Here is a 22,256-nt window from a genome sequence, read left to right on the forward strand (position 1 = left end):
CATCATCCACATGGGGTAATCGCGGGAGCGACGTGCCCTGGAGCCGATCATAGCGTTGGAGGGTGGCTGTTCCCCGATAAGATGGAAAACGGGCTCACGACTGGATGCCGGGCCCAGCATCAACGGAGAACAGCCATGACAGAATATATCGGTCTCGACGTGTCGATGAAAGAGACGGCAGTGTCGATCCGCCGTGGAGGCGAACGGATCTGGCGCGGAAAGTGCGCATCTGATCCCAACATCATTGCCGAGCTTGTCCGCAAGCGGGCGCCGGCCGCAAAGCGTGTCGTGTTCGAAACCGGCCCGCTGTCGGTGTGGTTCTATCATGCGCTGCGCGCCGAAGGATTGCCAGCCATCTGCATCGATGCACGCCATGCCAAAGCCGCTCTCGATATGGCAGCGAACAAGACCGATGCGAATGACGCCGATGGTTTGGCACATCTTGCTGAAGCGGGGTTCTTTCGCGAGGTGCGCGTGAAAGGCTTCGATAGTATGTTGACCCGCACGCTCGTGGCAGCACGCACCCGATTGGTCCGGATCACCGTCGAGCTTTCCAACCAGATCCGCGGGATCATGAAAACGTTCGGCCTGCTCGTCCCAGCAGGTAAGGGAACTACATTCGAAAAGAATGTCCGGAGCCTTCTTATCGATCAGAGCGAGCTTGCTCCGATCGTGATACCAATGTTGGAGGCCTGGCGCGGCATTCGCATTCGCGCCGCCGAGCTCGGGCGCCAACTGGTTACGGATGCTCGTCAAAGCCAAGCCTGCCGCACCCTCATGTCGATCCCCGGCATCGGCGTGATCACCGCGACCTCTTTCGTCACCGCCATTGAGGATCCAAACAACTTCAAGAAGTCCCGCTCTGTCGCTGCTTGGATCGGCCTGACAACCCGCCGATACCAATCGGGAGAAGTCGATTATGACGGCCATATATCCCGGCGCGGGGATCGACATCTGCGAGGGCTTCTCTACGAAGCCGCCGCGGTCATCCTGACACGCTGTTCGACCGAAAGCAGCCTCCGTACATGGGGTCTAAAGCTCCGGGAGAGGATCGGCTTCAAACGAGCCGCCGTGGCCGTGGCGCGCAAATGGCGGTGATCATGCATACGATGCTCAAGACTGGCGAGCTCTTCAATCCGAGTGCAGGAGCCACGGCGTAAATCCAGATAGCGTTCAGAATCTGAGCGCCCGAGGTGTCCCTGCCGGGACGTGAGCCGAGCCATTCCGCTGATGGGGTTGCACCGCTGTCTCAGCAAAGTGCGTCGTCCACATTGAAGGCTCGTCCCGCGAAGCTCCATCATGCGGCGGCCGATGTCGACCGCGAAGACAACCATGCACCCGGCAGCGCCTTATCAACGCGATAGATGCTTGACGCCCAAGCTGCTGGACGTTGAATCAGTCCAGCAGGCCGGTGTCACATCACAATCGATTCATCGATCGATGGATTTGCTCTAGATGCCGCATTACTGTGTGAGCCACTCGAACTTGACGAAAGCTGGCTCTTCAACGCTATCGACCGGCTCGTTGGCAGCGGACCGTCTTGCTCGGTCAGTTTCGTTCATGTTATAATTGCTCTGGCGGCAGAAATACTTCTGGTTTAAATAGATCTCGATATCAGTTGACGTTCGTAAAATGGATAGCCCGAGTGCAGTCCGTCCTAGCGCGCTTCTATCGGATGCTCGGCAGGCCGTTTCAATTTCGGTTGGACCCGATCGGCCAATTCATGGGTTCCCTTCTTGAGGGATCGAAGGCGCGCTCCGCTCTTGAGCTTGGCACTCCTATCACTATACAACAATCTCCTTTGCCGAGGCAGCGCGCGCGAATAGCGGATCGTCACGAGTTGCGATTTTGACGAATTGCGGGAAAACAACGCGAAAACACCCCAAATCCTGCAGCTTCGCTTCCGCCTTGGAATCAACGAGTCGCAGATCGTTCACTGCCGCGCGGAAATGGGGAGATAGTTGCATTGCCGAGCGCTGGTAAAGCTAAGAGTTTTGCGCCGAGAAGCGTAAACACCGTGCATTCTGACTGACGAAGCTGAACTTATTCTGGAGCTCCGAGTCGTGCAACTATTGCCGCGCAACAAACCTGGCGGCAGCGACGGCGGAAAACCATGGAATATGGCGACAACGTGGCTCATGAATCTCATTTCCGACGTCGATCCAACAACAATTGTAGCTTCCTGATTCCACTGAAGGGCAGGATGATGTCGATTGTCATTTTTGCTTTCCCTTCTGTCGGAGACTTTGAGAATGTCAGAGCAGCCGCCGTACGGCGGCGATGATGTGGTCCTTCGTTGGGAAGAAATCCTTCTCGAGGGCAGGACTGAAGGGTACGTGAATATCTGGAGCGCTCACCCGCAGGATCGGGCGCTTCAACAGATCGAACGCCTCCTCCACCATCACCGCGGCGATTTCACTTCCGACATTGCAGACGCAGTGCGCGTTCTCAACGATCACTAACCGTCCGGTCTTGGCGACTGACGTTTTGATAGCCTCATGATCGAGTGGCTTCAACGTACGTGGATCGATCACTTCGACCGAAATCCCTTCCTCGGCGAGCGCGCTGACGGCTTCCATCGTCGGCCGAATGACACCGGCAACAGCGATAAGGGTTACGTCTTCTCCTTCGCGCTTCACATCCGCCTTGCCAATCGGGATTAGATGATCCGGGTCTGTGGTCACATCGCCCTTCACCGGCCACAGGCGGGTGTCTTCGAAAACCATTACCGGATCGCCGTCGCGAATGGCCGATTTCATAAGCCCCTTGATGTCGGCGGCGCTTGTCGGGCTGATGATCTTGAGGCCAGGCACATTCATAAAGAACGGATAAGGCCGGTCGGCATGCTGCGCCGCTAGGGACCCCAGCGAGTACATACAGCAACGAAACACGATCGGAATGTCGATCTGACCTCCCGTCATATACCGCAATTTCGAGGCCTGGTTGATGATTTGGTCCGAGGCGAGATAGACGAAGCTGGAAACCGAGAGGTCTACGACCGGCCGCAATCCGTTGATGGCAGCCCCGATTCCGAGGCCGGTGAAACTGCCTTCTGAAATCGGCGTGTTCCAAATCCGGTTCTTGCCAAACCGCTCAATAAGTTTGGCACCGCCATGAACCGAGAGCTCCTCTCCCATCAGGACGACGCGCTCATCACGCTCCATTTCCTCCATCTGCGCCTGCACCAAGGCTTCAAAATAGGTCATCTGAATATGGACGCCGGAGGTCGAGGCGAGTTTCTGGGCATCAGTTTCCATGTCGATCATTCCTCTCGAGCCCAGCCCCGAAACCGTAATGGTCTGCAAGGGGCGAGTTGAACATGTAATCAGGCAAGGTTTCGGGTCGAGGCAGGGGGCTGTCTAGACCAAATTGTACAGCCTGCTTCACGGCTTCGACGACTTCATACTCGATTGCTCTCAGACTATTTTCATTTATGCCTTCACCGAGGAGCACAGTGCGGTATAGCAAGATGGGATCGCGGTTGCGTTTGTGAGCTTCGACTTCTTCAACCGATCGATAAGGCTCCCCCGGTATCACCATTCCGAAATCGTGCTCATCGAACCGATAGGTGTTGGCCACTATTAGAGTGGGCCCCTCGCCCGCGCGTGCTCGCGTAACGGCCTCTGCCGCAGCTTCATAGACGGCGCCAACACTCTGCCCGTCAACCGTTACCCCTAGCATCCCGTAGCCCGCTGCCCGCAGCGCGATGTCCGGCTGCCCGTGGCTTTGCGCCACCGAGGTGGTCATTGCATAGCCGTTGTTCTCGCAATGATAGATGACCGGAAGCTTCCACAGCGACGCCATGTTGAGACTCTCATGGAAGGTGCCCTGGTTCACCGCCCCATCGCCGAAGAAGCAAAAGGTAACCTGATCGACGCCGCGCACCTTGGCGCTGAACGCACACCCTGTGGCAAGAGGAATGCCTCCTCCGACAATACCCGATTCACTAATGATCCCCACCGAATTGTCTGCAACGTGCATTGAACCGCCGCGCCCCTTGCAAATGCCGCCAGCCTTTCCCATCAGCTCGGCCATGAGCGTGTTCAGATCCGCACCCTTCCCGATCGGATGGCCGTGCGAACGATGGGTGCCGGTTATGGCGTCATCGTCCCGAAGGGCGAGGCAAGCCCCAACGATAGCGGCTTCCTGCCCCACGCTCGAGTGGAACCAACCAGGGATCTTGTCACCTTCGCACTGCCGCATACCCTCTTCTTCGAATCGACGGATACGAAGCATCCGCCGATAAGCTTCCAGTCTCTGATCACCGTTCAACTGCATGATCCAAACGTTGCTCCAATTTGAAGGTAAAAGATGCCGCCTGGGGATGGCATGGCGCAGGTCCTAAACTCGGAATTATTCATGCACTTCCTGGTTCTCTCATTCATCCGGAGCAAGAGCTTGCTGATAAACCGGCGGGCCGCGCGATTGGCTAGTGATAGGATTGACGAGAATTGCGGCTATGTAGCCTCAGCGTTAACGGCGGCCTTCGGCGTTCCAAGGGTGTTTTGCCTCGACGAGAGACATAGGATCAGCTTTCCGCCTCGACCAACTTCTCCACCACGCCATTGTTCATCAAAACGGCATATCGCCAGAAGCGCATACCGAAGCCGAGATTGTCCTTGGCGACCAGCATGTCGGGCTGGCGCGTGAACTCGCCCGAACACCGAGATGAGCTTGATACGTTGCATCGGCTGCCAGTTTCGACAGCAAAATTTGGGGTAGCGTCGTCACAGCCTCGGTTCCTCTGGTGCGCTGGTCTTCTCGGGCACCTGGAAGACCCAATAGTGCGCGTCCTCCTCGGCGACGTATCTGCCGTTCCTTAGACACTGTGTCGGTATAAGGACGCCCTCATCGTGCAGACGCCGCACCTGGTCTTCAAAGGATGTGGTCTCCGCATAGCTCTTGCGGGTGCTTGCAATGACGAAGCCGTTCGGGCGGGTGACGCGAGCCAGCTCGCGCAACCCATCCGGTCGGACATGCCCGAGCGTGAAGACGCCGCAGCAGACGGTCAGGTCATAGCTCGCGCTGGAGTAGTCGGAGAGCGGCCCGTTAAGGTCGACATCGCCTCGGACATGGCGGTAGACGCCGGTTTGCCGGGCCTTTTCGGCCATCTCTTCGGAGAGATCGAACCCGTCAATCAACCGGAAGCCGAGACGGTCCAGTTCCACGCCGACGAGCCCTGTTCCGCAACCAGCGTCCAGAATTGCAATGGCATTTCGCTGCCCGGCCAAATAGGCCGTCTGCACGGCGCCTGCCAGTTCCGCCACGATCATCGGCCCGCAGTACCCGACGCGGGCCTGATCCAGATCGAAGGCACTCGCCCATCCGCGATATAAGTGGGCCAAGCGAACGGCGTCGCCATCAAGAGCATGGGATTCCTTCATGCGCTCTCGTGCGGCTTGCTCCGGTGCTGTCGGCTGATCTAGGGGGTTCATAACAGGTCCTCCGTGTAAGGGCAGTTGGGTGCGACACTGTATTCATGGGCGCGTAGTGGCTGCGGCTGAAACTACGGACTCTTCCTTGCCACTGTGCGGAGCATGGTTGTTTGTCCATGCGAAGGCGTCTGGACGGAGTGTCGACCGCTTATCATGGAGAGCGTCGATGCAGGCCAGCAGCAGTCAGATCACCTTTCCCAAGATGGGTAAAGGAAAAACGAATTGGTATTCTCAAGGGCGACTGTACCAGTGGCATTCAGGAACAAAAAGATGTTTTTGAGAATTTTCTGTTACATTATATTACAAATTCTTATATATAATTGTTACTTTAAGTTCATATTGAGAAGATAAACAGTCATACATCGATAACAGCACTGCCTTCCGAGTGACGATGTTGTATTGCCTGGAGCGAAGCCCGGCAGGAGATTGTCCTCTGTGCAAGGGAAGCTCATTCGAAAAGGGATGTCCGGGGCCTTCTTGTCGACCAGGACGGGCTCGCCCCTATCATGCTGCCGATGCTGGAAGCCTGGCGCAGCATGCGCATCCGTGCCATCGAGCTCGGACGCCAGCTTGTCGCTGCTGCGCGCCAAAACCAAGCGTGTCAGCTCCTCATGTCGATCCCTGACGTCGGCACGATCACCGCGACCTCTTTCGTCACCGCCATTGAAGATTCCGACAATTTCAAGAAGTCCCGCTCTGTTGGCGCCTGGCTTGGTCTGACGACCCGCCGCTACCAATCGGGCGGTCGACTATGACGACCACATATCCCGACGCGGCGATCGTCATTTGCGAGGGCTTTTCTACGAAGCCGCCACGGTCATCTGACCCGCAGCTCGGCCGACAACGCCCTGCGGACATGGGTCCTCAACTCCGCGAGCGGATCGGCTTCGAACAAGCTGCTGTTGCGGTAGCCCGCAAACTGGCCGTTACGATGCACGCAATGCTGAAGGCCGGTGAGTTCTTCGATCGGACCGCCGGCGCCACAGCGTGATAGCTTAGGAATAGTTCGGTCCCTGAGCGCGCTGAGACGTCCCTGCCGGGGACGTGGCAGAGCCATTCCGCTTGATGGGGTGCACCGCTGGCTCAGCAGAGTGCGTCGTCCACATTTGAAGGCTCCTCCCGCGAAGCTCCATCATGCGGCGACCGATGTCGACCGCGAAAACGATCCTGCACCCGGCATACGCGTCTCAGAAACAATAACGCTGTGCGCTACCTGGTCCGCTCTGGTTGCGGTTGGCGGATGCTGCCGATCCATTTCGGGCCGTGACAGACGGTCTACGGCTGGTCCCGCGAGTTGGCGCGGCGCTTTCTGTTCCAGACTATCCACGACGTTGCAATGATGCTGGACCGCGAGCGAGCCGGGCGCGAGGCCAGTCCCACAGCCGGCGTGATCGACAGCGAGTCGGTCAAGGCTCCGCAAGCGGAAACAAGAGGGTACGACGCCGGCAAGAAGATTGTCGGCCGCAAGCGCCACATCCCGTCGATACGGATGGGCGGCTGTTGATGGTCTACCTCACCACCGCCGATATCTCCGACAGTGCCGGCGCTCAGGCGATCCTGGATGGTATCCGCAAGCGCTGGGCCCTGGGTGAAGCATCTGTTCGCCGATGGCGCCTATGGCCGGCTGAAGCTCATGGACAAAGCCACCTATCTCGACTTCGTGGTCGAGATATCCGTCGATCCGAAGACCAGAAGGGCTTCCAGATACTGCCCCGCCGCTGGGCCGTGAACCGCTGTACAATGTTGCCAAGTGTGCCTTTGAGTGGTCGGTGCGGATCGAGCGTCTAAGTCGTAGGCTGCAGCTTGTTGAGTAGCTCCTGCCCGTGTCTGGTAGCCGATCTGCTCGAGCCGCCGGCATACTGTGAGCCGGGACCAAGGCGGCGGCGTGGCACGCTTCGAGGTGATGGAGGCGGAGGCCGCATGTACGCAGAGACGCTCGACGTGGCCACTGGCAACCGCATCCCTCAGCAGCTCCAGCGCCGGGCGAAGCAGAATCGAACCACTGTAGCCATTATCCAGATAGCTGTGACCTGGCTCAAGCATGAAGCCGTCGGCGGCGATGCGTTGCTGCAACGCAATGACCTGACTGGCGATCGTGTTGTCGCGCGTCTGCGCCTCATCAGCCGTCTGGAAGACTTCTCCACCAAGGTGACAGCAGGGCTCGCCGGCCTTGATCGGACCGGCATGCGGCAGATCATCCGCACCGTGGTTCGCCGGGTCGAAATCGACGACGCGCACATCGAGATCATCTTCCGGGTACCCCCGATCGATGGCTCGGCTGGCCCAAAATCACCAAGCAAAATGACCAGTTCCACGCAACATTGTACAGACGTTCCTCGAGCGGACCTTGGGCTGCAAGACCCGATGGCGCCGCCTCGTGCGGGACTAATCCGCCGAAACGCTCATCCTTGAATTTCAAAACAGATGGGGTGATCGGGGTCTCGACCGAGCCAGTGATGGCGGCTGCTCCTGTGGAAATGTGAAAACGTGGTCGATGTAAGTCGACACAAACATTTGGAAGGAGCAGCCATGAAGTACTTTGCCGGACTGGACGTGTCTTTGGAAGAGACCTCTATTTGCATTGTCGACGAGACTGGCCGGATCGCGAAGAGGCGAGAGCGTTGAGCGATCCGCAGGCATTGTGTGACGCGCTGAAGGGGACCGGCTTGCCGCTTGAGCGGATCGGCCTGGAAGCGTGCCCGCTGACGGCCTGGCTTCACGATGGACTGCACGCCGAAGGCTTGTCGGCGACCTGCATTGAGACGCGGCAGGCCAATGCGGCGATGAAGACGATGCCCAACAAGACCACCGCAATGACGCCCGCGCGCTGGCGCAGATCATGCTCACTGGCTGGTATCGGCAGAGGCATGTCAAGAGCAGGCAGTGCCGGCTGTGGCATCCGCTGCTGGTTGCCCGCCGCACGGTGCTGAACGAGATGCGTTCGATCGAGAACGTAGTGCGGGCGATCCTGCGCGAGGCCGGCGTCAGCTGGGCCTGCGTCGCGCAGCGCGTTTGCCGTCCGCGTGCGTAGTTGACGGAGCGCTGACGCCGAGGTGATGGCGACGGTCGAGCCGCTGCTTGCAATCCTCGGTGTGATGTTGGGAAAGTTCACCCGCCTGACGAAGCAGGTTCTCGACATCGTCCGCAATGAAGAAGTCTGGCGGCGGCTGAAGTGCGCGCCCAACGTCGGGCCGATCACCGCGGTCGCCTTCCGCGCCACGATCGACCGGCCTGAGCGGTTCGGTTTGTCGCAGGCGGTGGGGGCGCATCTGGGCTGACGCCGGCGCGCTACCAGTCCGGCGAGACCGACATCCAGGGAAAGGTCAGCCGATGCGGCGACGAACTTGCACGCACCGCGCTTTGCGAGGCGGCCCACACACTGCTGGTGCGATCGAAGAAGTGGTCGAGCCTCAGAGCATGGGGCATGAACATCGCCAGGCGGCGCGGCATGGCACGAGCCCGGGTTGCGGTCGCCCGCAAACTGGCCGTCATTTTGCATAGCATGTGGGCCGACGCGACCGAGTTCCGCTTTGGGAAGGAGCCTGTTCACCTGGCCGCGTGACCTGAGCAAATCGAGGACCAAGCAACACGAACAAAGCCTTCGCCCGAAAGGGCGATGCCCGGATCGTTCCCTGGGGACGATGGGCGAGGCGATCTCGTTGAGAGTCCCGAACCTGCCGGCCCAAGCGCGGCAAGGTCGTGAAACAGATTGAGACGCCTCGCTCTCCCTGACCCCATAATGCGGCGGCCCAAGCGCTGACCGCGAAGAGAAGCGAGTGACCCACGGAACGGTCCAGAAAAAAGTGCAGGAGCACCTTGACCACAACGACCCCAATCAGAGAAGACTCTGAGGGGGTGGAGCCGGTAGCGCTGGGAAAGAGTTTCGGCGGTGGGCTTCCAATCGCTGCTGTCATCGGCGAGGCAGTGATGCTGGACGCCCTGCCGCCGGGCGATCTCGTAGGCACTTACGCAGGAATATCTTGCATGCGCAGCGGCACTTGGTCTACTGTAATATCATTGTGCGATGCCCTATTGTGCGGCATCGCGGTATTAGCCAGATCGACGCGAACGCATCGTTGGAGGCAATCGTGACATCCGGGAACGACCGCCACGTTTAATGGTCGTTTCGATATCGGACGCCTTGGAAAAAATGCTTGCCAGCTCGGTGTAGAGGTCTTTGCCAGCGCTGGTAAGCATCACGCCGGTTCCTGGCCTCACAAACAGCGGAATACCGAGCTCGTCCTCAATGACTTTGATCTGCCGACTTATCTCTTCCGTTGTCACGTTCAGCTCGGAAGCTGCAAGTTCGAGCGAAAGATGGCGTGCCGATACTTCGAATACCTCGAGGGCACTGAGGACAGTGAGGGACAGGAGATCATCATTGCGATGGGCCATTGAACACTCGCGAACCGAACGACCAGGTATCAACGTCGTCCTCTGGCCTATAAAGGACTGCTTTCAGTCTACACGCGTTAACGTTGAGAGACTGATTAGTCACCACGGGAGTCCGTGACGGAACTGCGGCCGTCCGCCGTGACCCACGCAAGTTGCGTGCCGATTGGCGCACCGTTGTGAGTTACACCACTCGTCCACACCGACAGGCCGGCCCGCTCGATCGTTTCGTCGGGTTTCCGACATTCTTGTCCAGCTTCGGGCAGGTTTACTGCCGAGATGGTCAGCGCGGGAAGTCAGTCGTGAAACGGTGGGCCGTTGGGCGAGAAGTCCAGATAAAGGCCTAGCCTGGCCGAACCGCAACACAGTTCGACGAAGCGGCAATGATCACACGTTCGCGCTTGCGGAGTGGCTCGCCAAGGGCTTTTTGGTTTGCTTCTAGCCCCGAGAATGAAGGGTCGCAGGCAGGTGTCACATGAGTAGTGCCTATGGTCCGGATCGGCGATCACCATTTGTCTATCATTGCCTGCAACAGTTCGTTCTCAGGCTAAGGCTTTCATGTTGCGGCGGAATCTGATTCAGGCTCCGCATGAGCCGATATGACTGACTGACTTTGAATGGCGCGTGATCGAGCCGCTTTTGCCCAACAAGCCGCGAGGCGTGCCCCGCGTTGATGACCGGCGGGTGCTCAACGGCATCTTCTGGGTGCTGCGATCCGGTGCACCATGGCGCGATCTGCCAGAGCGATATGGCCCACGCACCACTTGCTACAATTGCTTTGTCCGATGGCGGAAAGCAGGTGTATGGGACCGCCTCATGGACTCCATCACCAAAGCCCACGACGGTAAGGTGCAGATGATCGACACCTCCATTATTCGCGTCCATCAGCAGGGCGCGGCAGCAAAAAGGGGGATCGAGATCATTGTCTCGGCCGCTCCCGAGGCGGATTGACAACCAAGGTCCACGCACTTGTGGACGCCAAAGGCAGGCCGATCAAGCTGACGCTCACCGCAGGCCAGAAGAGCGACATCGCCTCGGCACCGGACATGATCGCCGACTTGCCTGAGGGAGCCATGCTTCTGGCCGATAAGGGCTACGACGCCAACGCGCTACGCACGGCGGTCAAGGAGCGAAAGGCATGGGCCAACATCCCGCCAAAGACCAACCGCAGGGACCCGATCTGCTTCAGCCCCTCCCTCTACAAGGCACGCAATCTTGTCGAGCGCTTCTTTAATAAGGCCAAGCAGTTCCGCCGCATCGCGACCCGGTACGACAAGCTGGCTGAGAACTACCTCGCCGCCCTCAAGCTCGTCGCAATCCGCATCTGGCTGCGCGGTTATGAGTCTACGTCCTAACACTACTTTGGCAGTTTTTTATTTCTGGGAGCATTTTGAGGATTCCCAGGAGCGGTTTTGCGTGATTCATGAGAGGTCGGCTGTTGGAAGGGCCGGCCATGAACAGGGATTGGCAAGTCGATCTGGAGCAGTGGCTTGAGCCGTTCGTCTCGGCGTTGAGGCACAAGACGCGTGCGCGGATGTGTCCGGCCTATATTGCTGGGCTGATTGGCCTTGGGGATCGCAAGAGCATTCAACCGATGGCGGCGCGCGACGCAGGCGTCAACTATGACCAACTGCACCACTTCATCGCGAGCGGCGTGTGGGATGCTGCGCCGCTGGAGAAGGTGCTCCTTGCGGAGGCCGACGGACAAGTTGGAGGGAACGATGCGTGGCTGATCGTGGACGACACCGCGCTCCCCAAGAAGGGGCGCCACTCGGTCGGCGTCGCGCCGCAATATGCCTCGGCGCTTGGCAAGAACGCCAACTGCCAGACGCTGGTGTCGCTGACGCTGGCCTCTGGCGAAGTGCCGGTCATGGTGTGATTGCGGCTGTTTCTGCCCGAGAGCTGGACTTCCGATCCCGCCCGGCTCGACCGTGCCGGTGTGCCCGAGGACCATCGTGCCTACAGGACCAAGCCCGAAATCGCGCTGGCCGAGATCGACCGGGCTCGCGCAGCCGGCCCACGCTTTGGCTGCGTGCTCGCCGATGCCGGATATGGCTTGAGCGCCCCTTCCGGCAGGCGCTCACCGAGCGCGGCCTTACCTGGGCCGTCGGTATCCCGTTCAAGCAGAAGGTCTATCCCGCCGACGTGGCAATGATCTTTCCCGTTGTCGGACGTGGCCGCCCGCGCCAGCGGCATATCCCCGATGTGAAGTCGATGACCGCGCAGGCGATGCTGGAGACAGCCCCATGGCGCGCGGTCAGTTGGCGGCGTGGCACCAAAGGCCGCCTCGCGGCGCGCTTCGCCGCTGTCCGTGTCCGGGTTGCAGATGGCCCACCCCAGCGCATCCGCGACATGGGCGCTCAGCATCTACCGGGCGAGGAGGTCTGGGTGATCGGCAAGCACCGCTCGACCGGCGAGCGCAAATACTACCTCTCCAACTTGCCCGCCGACACCCCGCTCAAGCAGATCGCAGGCGCCATCAAGGCGCGCTGGGTCTGCGAACAGGCGCATCAGCAGCTCAAGGAGGAACTTGGCCTCGACCACTTCGAGGGACGCTCATGGACGGGCCTGCACCGGCACGCGCTGATGACGATGATCGCCTACGCCTTCCTGCAATCTCGCTGCCTCAAACAAGCGGGAGGGGGAAAAATGAATCCTTGGCCCGCCGCCCCAACCGAGCCTACCCGCCGTCAGGCAAGCCATCCTCACCGCGCTCGCGCAGCCGCCCCAATCCGTTGTCCCCACTGCCGCAGAACCCTCTCCGCTAAAAATCTGCCAAAGTAGTGCTAAAGCTCGGGATCAAACAACCGAGGATCTGCGGCACAGCATTTGCAAAGGGCTCGTGTATGACGCGCGCCTCCAACATACAGCCTAGTATCCGAGCTGGTTTTCAGCTTGACGCACAGCGAGCGCACCGACACTGCCACCTACCAATCCGGGTAGTTTTTGAGAATTTTATCCTCGCATAATCTGTGGGTGGTATCGCCGGCCAGACCCCGGTCGGGAGCCTGATGCGCCCAACGGGAGTAATTAACATGTCCGATAAACGGGGCCTGCCACCGAACGGTTCTTCGTGGTGGTGGACAACTGGTCGAGGCTGCGCTTGACGCACTTCTCCTCGCAAAGTTTGCAATTGCCAACAACCTGATTGGTGGAACATGAACACGACCATTCTGAAATTCGGGGGCTCTAGTTTTCTGTATCCTGACGACTACGGTCGAGTTGCTGGCCATATAGCCGACCGACTCGCGGCAGGCGAAAAGAAAATCGTTGCCGTGGTCAGCGCAATGTCGGGAACAACCGATAAGCTCAAAGCAGTCATGCTCGACGTCAACAAGCAAGCATCGCCATCGAACCTCGATGCGGCACTCGCAACCGGAGAGATGCTCAGTGCTTGCCTACTGGAGGCCGCCGTCAGCCGGCTAGGGATTACCGTAATGTCATTGAACGGCTATTCACTTGGAATACGTACGAATTCAGACTTCGGACGCGCGTCCGTAGAGAGCGTGGATCCCAAGCCAATTATCGCAGCACTGCTGGAGCACGACGTTGTCATTGCTGCGGGAGCCCAAGCAATTGATGAGTCCGGTAGGTTGAATTTTCTCGGCAGAAATAGCTCTGACCTGACTGCTATCGTAATTGCGTCCATGCTCGGAGAGCACGCTTGCGAAATTTACTCGGATGTCCCGGGTGTCTACACGGCAGACCCTTATCTTGTCCCACAGGCACAACTGATCGCCGAGATTGCATATGGGACAATCGCACAAATGTCGCGACATGGGGCAAAGGTACTGCACCACAAGGCAGTGGATTATGCCGAGAAGCACGCGGTCGCCATTGTTTGCAAATCGCTCACCCGCGACGGAGCCGTCACGGGCACGATTGTAACAGGCCATGGAAACGCCCGTTCGGTGACAGTAGCTCGTGACGCAGCAGTGCTGTTGTGCGCCAGCCTTGCAGAACGCGACAATCTCGGCGCGTTTCTTGAGCGGCACGATATCAGCGCCATCTGTGTGGAAGACAACTGCGCGGTCAGCATATGCATAATGAGTGACATCGATTTCGCGATGCGGCTTGTCGAGCTGGCGAGCCCTCGGCCAGTGTCCATTGAACCAAGAACCGCAGTGACAGAGCTTGATTCTTCAGTGCTACGCGTCCACTTGGATCGTGATTACGAGCGGGCCGTTTCCTTGGCGCGCCAGATCCACGAACGGATGTACCCTGGAGCGGTTGCCGAACGGCTTGGGCCGAGAAAGGATAGGCAGCGCTCGGCTTATAGGTCGCTGCTCATCCGAGCAAATAAGGCGCAGGGAGATCTGCAGTAAGCCCTTCGTGGCGGGTTCAACCGATCGCTGCAACACACTCAGCGAACTTCTCCGCTGGGGATCCTTCTGGGGCGTTCGTTGAGCTGCCGCGCGATGGCGCTGAGCTTTGCCTGGCTTTGCAGGGATAGGTCGGTGCCACGTGGCAGATATTGGCGCAGCAGTCGGTTGGTGTTTTCAGTCGAGCCGCGCTGCCAAGGTGATCGAGGATCGCAGAAGTAGACCTCGACGTCCGTGGCCAGTGCCAGCCGCTGGTGGTCGGCAAGCTCTTTGCCTCGGTCCCACGTCAGCGATTGCTAGAGTTCTCCGGGCAATTTCTGCGACTGCTTGATTAGGGCTGAGACGACGCTTTCGGTATCTTTGTTGGCGACCTTGATCAGCATCACATAGCGCGAGTGGCGCTCGACCAGCGTCGCCACGTAGCTGTTCTTGGACCCGCCGCTGAGGTCGCCCTCCCAGTGGCCGGGAACTGCTCGATCTTCGACGGTGGCGGGCCGTTCGCTGATGGAGATTGCATCCTTGATCTGGCCCAGCCCACTCCGCTTCATGCTGGCGTGCCGGGAACGGCGGATCGTGCGCCTGGCTCTCAGATGCTCCAGCAGTTCCTTTTTCAGCACTCCACGTGCCTGGATGAACAGGCTGCGATAGATCGTTTCGTGCGACACCTGATTATGCGGCTCCCCTGGGTAGATGCGCTTGAGCCAGCCGGCAATCTGCTCGGGCGACCATTTCCGCTGCAGCTTGACCGACACTGTCCGGGCTAGGGACGGACAGCAAGCCAGCTTGCACAGCTTGGGGCGCAGGGCCCGATCCCAGGCGGCGTGATCGGAACGTGCTGCACTATACCGTCCAGGCCCGCCATTGCGAAGGACCTCACGACTGATCGTGGACGGCGATCGACCCAGTGTGTGGGCGATCGAACGCAAAGAGCACCGCGTACTGAGCCCTCGGGATATCTCCTCCCATTCGCCCAGACTGAGCGCCTTGGGCGCCCGTCGCCGCTCGGCTGGGCGAATGCCGCCGGCTGGGGAGATCACCGAGAACACCGATGATGACGCCCGATCAAACCGCCGCCCAATCGACTTCATCGACTCGCCAGCCTGCCATCGATCCCAGATCTCCGATCGCTGGGCGGCAGAATAATAGATGCGACGTCGCTGCTTCATGGCCCACACTCCATCTTCGATGAAAGACTAGTATGTTGCCCTCACCGATTGAGCCCACCGGCAAATACGGTCGTTCCGCTCTTCCGCCTGGATCAGAAGCTCGTGTTGAGGACGGTGAGGGCCGCCTTCGTGCGGACCCTGAGACCTGGAAGCCGCCTGGTTCGATGACTTGACCAACGGCGCGCAGCAAGAGCATGCTTACGACCTTGATTGCAGGCTGCATTTCCTTCCGCGCTTAGGACGTTGTCGGTGAGCACGGTGTGGATTCTGTAGGGAACAGCCGCGATCAGGCGCAGCAGGAAGTCTCTCGAGACAGCGGTGGTGGCCTTCTCATGCAGTTCGACAAAGGCGAACTTCGAGGTTCGGTCAATGGCGACGACCACGTGCAGCTTGCCCTGCTCGGTGCGCACCTCGGCGACGTCGATGTGGAAGTAGCCGATCGGATAGCTCTTGAATTTCTTCTTCGCGGCTTGTCGCCCTCTACGTCCGGCAAGCGGCCGATGCCGTGGCGTTGCAGACAACGATGCAATGACGAACGCGTCAGGTGCGGGATTGTCGGCTGCAAGGCGTAGAGGCAATCGTCCAGCGGCAGCAGCGTGTACCGGCGGAAGGCGACGATGACGGCCTCTTCCTCGACAGACAGAACCGTCGACCTAGGCTCTCTCGGACCGGTCGGCACATCGCTCACCGACGTCCGCCCCTTCCATTTGATGACCGTCTTCTGGTTGGTCCCGTAGCGCTTCGCCAGCACTCTCAGCCTCTCTTGATGGGGTTGTCTTGTCTTATGACTTTCCAACCCTTTGGTTCAGTAAGAGATGCCCGATCCGGGATGGCCATCCCGGATCGGGCGGAAGGGGATGGATCGAAGTTGTCTAGGTCGTTGAGGGACTGCGGATTCCGACGATCGCGCGCATGTATTCCAATCTGATGCCGCGCAGCGTTCCTATCTGATCGCGCGCAGGTGGAGCACCTGATCGTCGGGTCAAGATGTCACCGTATTTGCGGTCCGGTCAAGCGGCAGCGGAGATGGTCGACCTGCGCATGGATTCGCCGCTGAGTTCGAGCCGGTGAGCGTTGTGAATGAGGCGATCTAGTATGGCATCGGCGTAGGTGGGGTCCCCGATCAGATCGAACCAACGGGCCACCGGGAGCTGGCTGGTCACCAGCGTTGAGCGACGCCCGTACCGATCTTCGAGGATTTCGAGCAGGTGATGACGGGCATTGCCGTCGAGGGGTTCAAGTCCCCAGTCGTCGAGGATGAGGAGATCGACCCTGGCGAGGCTTTTCATGCGCGCGGCGATGCGGCCATCGCCTTTGGCCAGGGACAGATCATCGATCAGGCGCGGCAGCCGGGTGTAGAGTACCGAGCGATTGTCACGGCAAGCCTTGTGGCCGATGGCGCAGGCCAGCCAACTCTTCCCCACCCCCGCCGGCCCGATGATGGCCAAGCTCTCATGGGCCGCGATCCAGTCACCTTTGAGCAGCCTGTCGAACAGCCTACGATCGAGACCGCGCACGGCACGGTAATCCACGTCCTCGGGCACGGCATGGTGACGTAGCCTGGCATGACGAAGGCGAAGCGCAAGGCGCCGGTCATTGCGATAGGTCGCCTCGTGATCGAGGAGAAGGGCAAGCCATTCGGCATGGCTAAGGTTGGCGGCATCGCTGTTGCTCTCCAGTTCGGTGAACGCATGCGCCATGCCTGCCAGACCGAGTTGCCCCAGCAGTTCGAGTGTCGGGTGTTTGAGCATTGCAGTCCTTTCAGTGGTAATATCCGGGGCCCCGGATGTTGGTGTGGAAGATCGGCGTGTGCTCCGGGCTTTGCGCACCGGAACCTTGTCGAGCCCCTTCTCGAGGATCGATTTGACTGAAGGATAATTGCGCGCCTGGATCTCCAGCGCGCGCCGCGCGGCCGCTTCCAAGCGTTCGGTGCCGAAGCGCTTCTCCAGTCCGATGATGCCGAGGCATGAACGGTAACCCTGCTCGGGATGCGGCCGATCCTCGATGATCTTCTCAACCAGCAGCGACAGCATCGGGCCGATCCGTGCCGCTTCCTCCCGGATTTTCAACGGCGTCCATTCCCGGTAGCGCCGGTGGCTCGACGGCATATGTTCGGGGATCGTCGTATGCCGCCCGTTGCCGCTGCCACGCATGTGCGCGGCGATGCGTTCGCCTTCGAGGAAGATTTCGACGGTGCGTGCGGTGATGCGGGCCTCGACCTCGCGGCGGGCGAAGCGCCAGGGGACCGAGTAATGGTGATGCTCGATCGCAATGTGATAATCGAGCCCGACCCGGCAACGCTTCCACTCAGCATGGACCCACGGTTCGATCGGCAGCGGCTTGAGGTTCGGCGCGTCAATCTCCTCGAACAGATGGCGCCGCGTTTTGCCGAACTGGCGAAGCACCCGTATCTCGTTGAGATCGGCGATGCACTCGGCGACCGCAATGTTCACCTCGGCCAGACTGTAGAAGATCCGGTTACGCAAGCGGCCCAGAACCCAGCGTTCGACAATGCCGACGCAGGCCTCGACTTTCGCCTTATCCCGCGGCTTCCTCGGCCGCGCCGGGAGCACCGCCGTGCCGCAATGGCGCGCCATGTCGGTATAGCTGCGGTTGACCATCGGATCGAAGTGACACGCCTTGATCACCGCAACCTTCGCGTTATCGGGGACCAGCAGATGAGCCACGCCGCCAAAGAAGGCGAAGGCGCTGTTGTGCGCTTCGATCCAGTCGGCGAACCGCTCGGTCCACGTCGCGCACGCAAATGACAAGCTCGATCCGCCGAGCACCGCCACAAACAGATGGGCATCGCGCACCTCACCGGTCCGGCGGTCGACCACAACCGGCACCGTGTCGCCGGCGTAATCGACAAACATCTTCTCGCCGCCCGCGTGGTGCTGCCGCATCGTCAGAGGCAGGCGGCCTTCCCAGCGCCGGAACAGGTCACACCAACGACTGTAGCGATAACCATCCGGGTGCGCGCCGATATATTCTTCCCACAGAACCTGCAGCGTCACATGCTTGCGCTTCAGCTCACATACCACCGCCGACCAGTCCGGTTCCGGCTGCTTGCGCCGGCCAGGCTTCACCCCAGGTAAGCCGTACAGGCACGACTCCAGGTCGGCGTCGCTCATCTCTACAGGGACCGGCCAGTTCAGCCCGGAGCGTGCAAACCGCTTCAACATATCCCGGACCGTCGTTGCTCCGACCCCGGTACGCTCGCCAATCACCCGCGTCGATAGTCCTGCTTCCAGGCTCAAACGCAAAATCTCGCGCACGTGGCGCATCGTAACCCTCCTCGTCGGCATCCATCCCTCCGGTCGCTATCCGGCCGGAAAATGGCCCAACGATCAGGCTCTCCCAACTCCAAACTGCGCGCGATGGCTTCGGAATTCTGCGCGGACAATTCTCGGAATGCTGCGCCCCATCATTTCGGAATGCCGCGCGCAATCAAATCGGAACGCTGCGCGCGATCGCCTCGGAATCCGCAGTTGAGGACCGTCGATTAGTGTGATCACCCCTTTCTTTTCCATCAGGCCTGAACGGAAACCGGGGCATTTGGGCCCGGATAACAAGAATAGGATAGCGGAAAAGATGTGCGATACCCTACCAAAAACCATCGGCATCGATATCTCAAAAGCAACACTCGATGCTCATGCCTATCCTGTAGGCAGCAACCAGCAGTTTGCCAATACTGCCCGCGGCCATAAAGCCTTAATTACATGGCTGGGACAATGGTCAGTCGAATGCGTGGCATATGAGGCGACTGGCGCTTACCACCGGGAACTCGAGCAAGCTCTGGCTGATCTGCCTTGCGTCAAGCTCAACCCCGCTCGTGCGCGGCGCTTTGCCCAGGCAGCTGGAACCTTGGCCAAGACCGACCCGGATCGATGCAGTGATGCTGGCCCGCATGGCTAGCACAATGCAGCCGCCCGTGCGCCCGGCTATAAACCCCGAACAGGCAAGGTTGGCTGAACTGATCAGCGCCCGCGACGGTCTGATGCGCGACAGAACCGCGCTTAAAAACCAGGAGAAAAACCTGACGATTCCGCTTCTAAAGCGTCAGCACAAGCTACGCCTCAATCAGATCGATCAGCATATAATCGCTCTCGATGCCGAGCTCGCAGGCACGGTGTAGAACACCTTGCGCAGCGTGAACCCGCCCGATGACGTGATGCGCACGGTGACCTCCTCGTAGTCGGAAGTGCGCCGGACGGGCAGTTCCTGAAGTTCGGTCCGCTCGATGTCGATGCGCTTGGAGTTGCGAGCATTCACGCGGCTGACGATCTCGTCGACAAAGCGACGGTAGGCTGCCAGGTCGTCGAAATCGCTCGATCCTCTCATCAGCAGCGCGTCATTGAGCGCTCGCTTGAGATGGCCGTGCGGCCCCTCGATAGACCCGTTCTCATGCGCGATGCTGCGATTGTTGCGGGAAGGCGTCATGCCGTAGTGGCCGCACAGTTCGTCGTAGCGGCGCGTCAGGTCCTCCCGTGCGTCCTTGTCCAGGTTGCGGAATGCCGCCGAGAGGCTGTCGCTGCGATGTTCGCGGGGAGCCCCGCCGAGCGACCACAGCGCATTCTGCAAGCCTTCCGCCAGAGCAACGAAACTCTCGCCGCCGAGCACGACATGCGCATGCTCGAAGCCCGAATAGGCGAGCCTGAAATGGTAGAGCCGGTGATCGAGCGTCTGGCCCGCGATCGTGACGCCGGCGGCGGCCATGTCGGTGAAATCCGACAATCCCATGCGTCCGGGTTCGTGGACCTGTCGGAAGATGACCTCCTGCTCCTCGCCATGGATGGCGCGCCAGGATCGAATACGGCGCTCGATCGTGCGGCGAATGCCGATGCTCAGTTCGGGATGTCGCCTGATCATCTCGTCGAAGATGGCGACCGGCCGGATGCCAGGAGCCGCCCGCAGCAGCGGCACGATCTCGGCGTCGAAAATCTCGGCGAGCGGATCGGGCCGGCGTCGTTGCCGCGGAACCTTCTTTTGTGACGGCAGTCTCGAATCCTTCTCGATGCGATAGGCCGTGGCCGTGCTGATCGACGCCTTCGCCGCCGCGACGGCCGTCGTATTGGTCTTCCGGAACTTCATGAAAAGCCTCAATTGGTGATCGGTTACGTGGCGGCCGGGCACAAAGTGATTCCTCCCCAACAGGAAAAACCACCGCATACCCGGTCGACCGTGATCACCAGACGACGCCCCGGAAAAGGAACGCGCCGCCGGCGGGTTGAAACTCCAGTCGGGCTACACCCTCCCTGCGTTCCAACCCGCCGGCATTCTCATCCTGATTGACGCTGCGCTCTCACGTTGATTGCCGCGCCGCATTGGCCATAACATAGGGGCCGTTCTTGACCGGCAGGTCATTTGCGTAGACGGGATTTCCTTGATCTTCATGGTTATCTCGCTTTTTAAGAGAAGCGTCGGTTTGGATGTCAGGGGCACGAGCAGAACGATCTTGCGGCCGGTTCCCTTCGACAGAAAATCCTGTTGTGCCGTGACAATATCTGCCCACGAGTTGGTCTTGCCGATGTTGGATGTCATCTCGCCGCGCTCGATGTAGGATACAAGGTTGAACACGTTGTCGTCGTAAAAGTGCAGCGAAGAAAGTCCGGTGACACGAGCGGGCGAAACTTTACGCGCCACCATCGCCCCAGAGCTTTGCGCACCTTCGACGTGACACGCGACATCAAACGTGGCGACCGGTCGCGCAGCACTGTCTTCAGCACCGGAAGGCGACCGATCACCTATCGGATGGACGGCGGAGTAACGTCGGATCCCGTACATTGGTGTCGTCATTATGCACGGCTGTAGCAAACCGAAGTTCTATCGGCAGAGCCATCATACTGTTTGAGCGGATTTTTTCGTTTGGCACGGCACATGCTTGGCTATCTGTAACGGTGGCTGTAACGGTGCCAAGCGTGGGATATTAAGTCGGAGGCAAAAATGGATTTAGGGCTTGACGGCAAGGTGGCAATGGTGGCGGCCGCGTCCAGCGGCTTAGGTTTGGCCACAGCTGAGGAGTTAGCCAATGAAGGCTGCCACCTGTCCATCTGTGGCCGGGATCCGGTGCGGCTGGAAGGAGCGGTGGATCGGTTGCGCAGCAAAGGCGCCGAAGTGCTGGCCCGCGCAACCGATGTAACTGACTGTGCGGATGCAACAGCTTGGGTTGCCGAAACAGCAGAGCATTTTCGGTGTATCGACATCTTGGTGACGAATTGCGGCGGCGTTTCTGCCGGGCCACCCTCGGCCATGACGCCTAAGGATTTCGACGATGCGTTTGACCGAGTGATTTTACCTTCGATAAATCTAGTTACGGCTGCCTTGCCGTATCTGCGGCGTTCGCGGGCGGGGCGAATATTGATGATCGCTTCCGAGGCTATTGTACGGACCCCGGTACATTTCGCGCTGTCGGGTGTCGCACGAGCAGGGCTAGTGCCCTATTGCCACACACTCGTACAAGAATTGTCAGGGAAGAGCATCACCGTAAACGTGCTCGCTCCTGGAGCACACAGCACCGCGATTCATGAAGCCAATCGAACCGGAGACCATGCCGAAGCCATCCGTGCGCTCGAGGATAGGACTCCGGCCCGACGGCTTGGCGATCCCTCGGAATTCGCAGCAGTTGCTGCATTCTTGGCCAGCGCCCGCGCGGCCTATGTCAGCGGCGCCTTGATCGTCATCGATGGCGGGCTGAGTGCGACCGTCTGAACAATTCTTCGCACTGGGAGCCGTCGCATGAGCGAAGCCAACGCAAACAGAACCGGCATCGATCTCGGCCGTTCAAATACATGCTCGCATTCGCGATCGTTCTGAGCCGGAGCTCACTCTCAAGCTTCGCCAGCTTGGCTGAACCGCGGCACAGGCAGTTCCGGGCGCGGCGATGACGACGCGCTCGCGCGGCAGATGCTCGGGGAAAGGCTTGCGCGTTGGACGCTCGC

11 protein-coding genes and 11 pseudogenes are annotated in these 22,256 nt (G+C 59.7%); 11 read left to right on the top strand and 11 right to left on the bottom strand.

What is annotated here, in order from left to right; all coding sequences use genetic code 11:
- The first annotated feature begins 135 nt into the window (after positions 1-135).
- Positions 136-1,160, top strand: a pseudogene (locus A6B35_RS31390) (IS110 family RNA-guided transposase).
- A 1,095-nt stretch (positions 1,161-2,255) separates the two neighbouring features.
- Here A6B35_RS31390 and A6B35_RS31395 read toward each other — a convergent pair.
- From A6B35_RS31395 to A6B35_RS31405, 4 genes and pseudogenes are all read right to left on the bottom strand, one after another.
- Entirely contained in the window at positions 2,256-3,266 is a 1,011-nt protein-coding gene (locus A6B35_RS31395; RefSeq protein WP_006206955.1) for an alpha-ketoacid dehydrogenase subunit beta, read from the bottom strand.
- Positions 3,247-4,278, bottom strand: coding sequence for a thiamine pyrophosphate-dependent dehydrogenase E1 component subunit alpha (locus A6B35_RS31400; RefSeq protein WP_006206954.1), 1,032 nt, complete (start codon positions 4,276-4,278; stop codon positions 3,247-3,249). Before A6B35_RS31400 ends, A6B35_RS31395 begins: the two co-directional genes overlap by 20 nt.
- A 256-nt stretch (positions 4,279-4,534) precedes the next feature.
- A pseudogene (locus A6B35_RS34995) lies at positions 4,535-4,660 on the bottom strand (peroxiredoxin); the annotation flags it as partial.
- A 67-nt stretch (positions 4,661-4,727) separates the two neighbouring features.
- Positions 4,728-5,384, bottom strand: coding sequence for a class I SAM-dependent DNA methyltransferase (locus tag A6B35_RS31405; protein WP_244426148.1), 657 nt, complete (start codon positions 5,382-5,384; stop codon positions 4,728-4,730).
- 481 nt (positions 5,385-5,865) lie between these two features.
- Here A6B35_RS31405 and A6B35_RS35000 point away from each other — a divergent pair.
- From A6B35_RS35000 to A6B35_RS35010, 4 genes and pseudogenes are all read left to right on the top strand, one after another.
- Positions 5,866-6,426: pseudogene (locus tag A6B35_RS35000) on the top strand (transposase); the annotation flags it as partial.
- A gap of 207 nt (positions 6,427-6,633) precedes the next feature.
- Positions 6,634-7,169 (top strand): annotated as a pseudogene (locus tag A6B35_RS31415) (IS5 family transposase); the annotation flags it as partial.
- A gap of 186 nt (positions 7,170-7,355) precedes the next feature.
- Positions 7,356-7,847, top strand: a complete 492-nt coding sequence (locus A6B35_RS35945; RefSeq protein ID WP_006206950.1) for a hypothetical protein — start codon at positions 7,356-7,358, stop codon at positions 7,845-7,847.
- A gap of 117 nt (positions 7,848-7,964) precedes the next feature.
- Positions 7,965-8,997: pseudogene (locus A6B35_RS35010) on the top strand (IS110 family RNA-guided transposase).
- 488 nt (positions 8,998-9,485) lie between these two features.
- Here A6B35_RS35010 and A6B35_RS31435 read toward each other — a convergent pair.
- Complete coding sequence (locus A6B35_RS31435) at positions 9,486-9,830, bottom strand: LysR family transcriptional regulator (RefSeq protein ID WP_006206946.1); 345 nt, start codon at positions 9,828-9,830, stop codon at positions 9,486-9,488.
- 657 nt (positions 9,831-10,487) lie between these two features.
- Here A6B35_RS31435 and A6B35_RS35015 point away from each other — a divergent pair.
- The 3 genes and pseudogenes from A6B35_RS35015 to A6B35_RS31455 all read left to right on the top strand — a co-directional run bounded on the left by A6B35_RS35015 (position 10,488) and on the right by A6B35_RS31455 (position 14,152).
- Positions 10,488-11,182: pseudogene (locus A6B35_RS35015) on the top strand (IS5 family transposase).
- A gap of 64 nt (positions 11,183-11,246) precedes the next feature.
- Positions 11,247-12,611 (top strand): annotated as a pseudogene (locus A6B35_RS31450) (IS701 family transposase).
- Positions 12,612-12,985: 374 nt separating this feature from the next.
- Complete coding sequence (locus tag A6B35_RS31455; RefSeq protein ID WP_006206943.1) at positions 12,986-14,152, top strand: amino acid kinase family protein; 1,167 nt, start codon at positions 12,986-12,988, stop codon at positions 14,150-14,152.
- Between the two features lie 16 nt (positions 14,153-14,168).
- On the opposite strand, the pseudogene A6B35_RS31460 reads toward A6B35_RS31455, so the two are convergent.
- The 4 genes and pseudogenes from A6B35_RS31460 to istA (A6B35_RS31475) form a co-directional block, all read right to left on the bottom strand.
- Positions 14,169-15,315, bottom strand: a pseudogene (locus A6B35_RS31460) (IS30 family transposase).
- Positions 15,316-15,557: 242 nt separating this feature from the next.
- A pseudogene (locus A6B35_RS31465) lies at positions 15,558-16,111 on the bottom strand (transposase family protein); the annotation flags it as partial.
- A gap of 214 nt (positions 16,112-16,325) precedes the next feature.
- Entirely contained in the window at positions 16,326-17,066 is a 741-nt protein-coding gene (gene istB, locus A6B35_RS31470) for an IS21-like element helper ATPase IstB (protein ID WP_065518369.1), read from the bottom strand.
- Positions 17,067-17,076: 10 nt separating this feature from the next.
- A pseudogene (istA, locus tag A6B35_RS31475) lies at positions 17,077-18,602 on the bottom strand (IS21 family transposase).
- A gap of 307 nt (positions 18,603-18,909) precedes the next feature.
- On the opposite strand from istA (A6B35_RS31475), the gene A6B35_RS35950 reads away from it, so the two are divergent.
- Complete coding sequence (locus A6B35_RS35950; protein ID WP_006199672.1) at positions 18,910-19,233, top strand: IS110 family transposase; 324 nt, start codon at positions 18,910-18,912, stop codon at positions 19,231-19,233.
- 49 nt (positions 19,234-19,282) lie between these two features.
- The gene (locus tag A6B35_RS35955) at positions 19,283-19,453 is read left to right on the top strand and encodes a hypothetical protein (protein WP_156788640.1); all 171 of its coding nucleotides are present in this window, start codon (positions 19,283-19,285) and stop codon (positions 19,451-19,453) included.
- On the opposite strand, the pseudogene istA (A6B35_RS31480) reads toward A6B35_RS35955, so the two are convergent.
- A pseudogene (istA, locus tag A6B35_RS31480) lies at positions 19,438-20,451 on the bottom strand (IS21 family transposase); the annotation flags it as partial. The gene A6B35_RS35955 and the pseudogene istA (A6B35_RS31480) sit on opposite strands and share 16 nt — an antisense overlap.
- 111 nt (positions 20,452-20,562) lie before the next feature.
- The gene (locus A6B35_RS31485) at positions 20,563-21,114 is read right to left on the bottom strand and encodes a hypothetical protein (protein ID WP_156788641.1); all 552 of its coding nucleotides are present in this window, start codon (positions 21,112-21,114) and stop codon (positions 20,563-20,565) included.
- A gap of 147 nt (positions 21,115-21,261) precedes the next feature.
- Between A6B35_RS31485 and A6B35_RS31490 the strand changes: the two genes are divergently transcribed.
- A complete protein-coding gene (locus A6B35_RS31490) occupies positions 21,262-22,026 on the top strand; it encodes an SDR family oxidoreductase (protein WP_006199500.1) in 765 nt (254 codons plus the stop codon).
- Positions 22,027-22,256 lie beyond the last annotated feature (230 nt).

Source organism: Mesorhizobium amorphae CCNWGS0123 (assembly GCF_001686985.1).
In the GTDB taxonomy this organism is placed as follows: domain Bacteria; phylum Pseudomonadota; class Alphaproteobacteria; order Rhizobiales; family Rhizobiaceae; genus Mesorhizobium; species Mesorhizobium amorphae.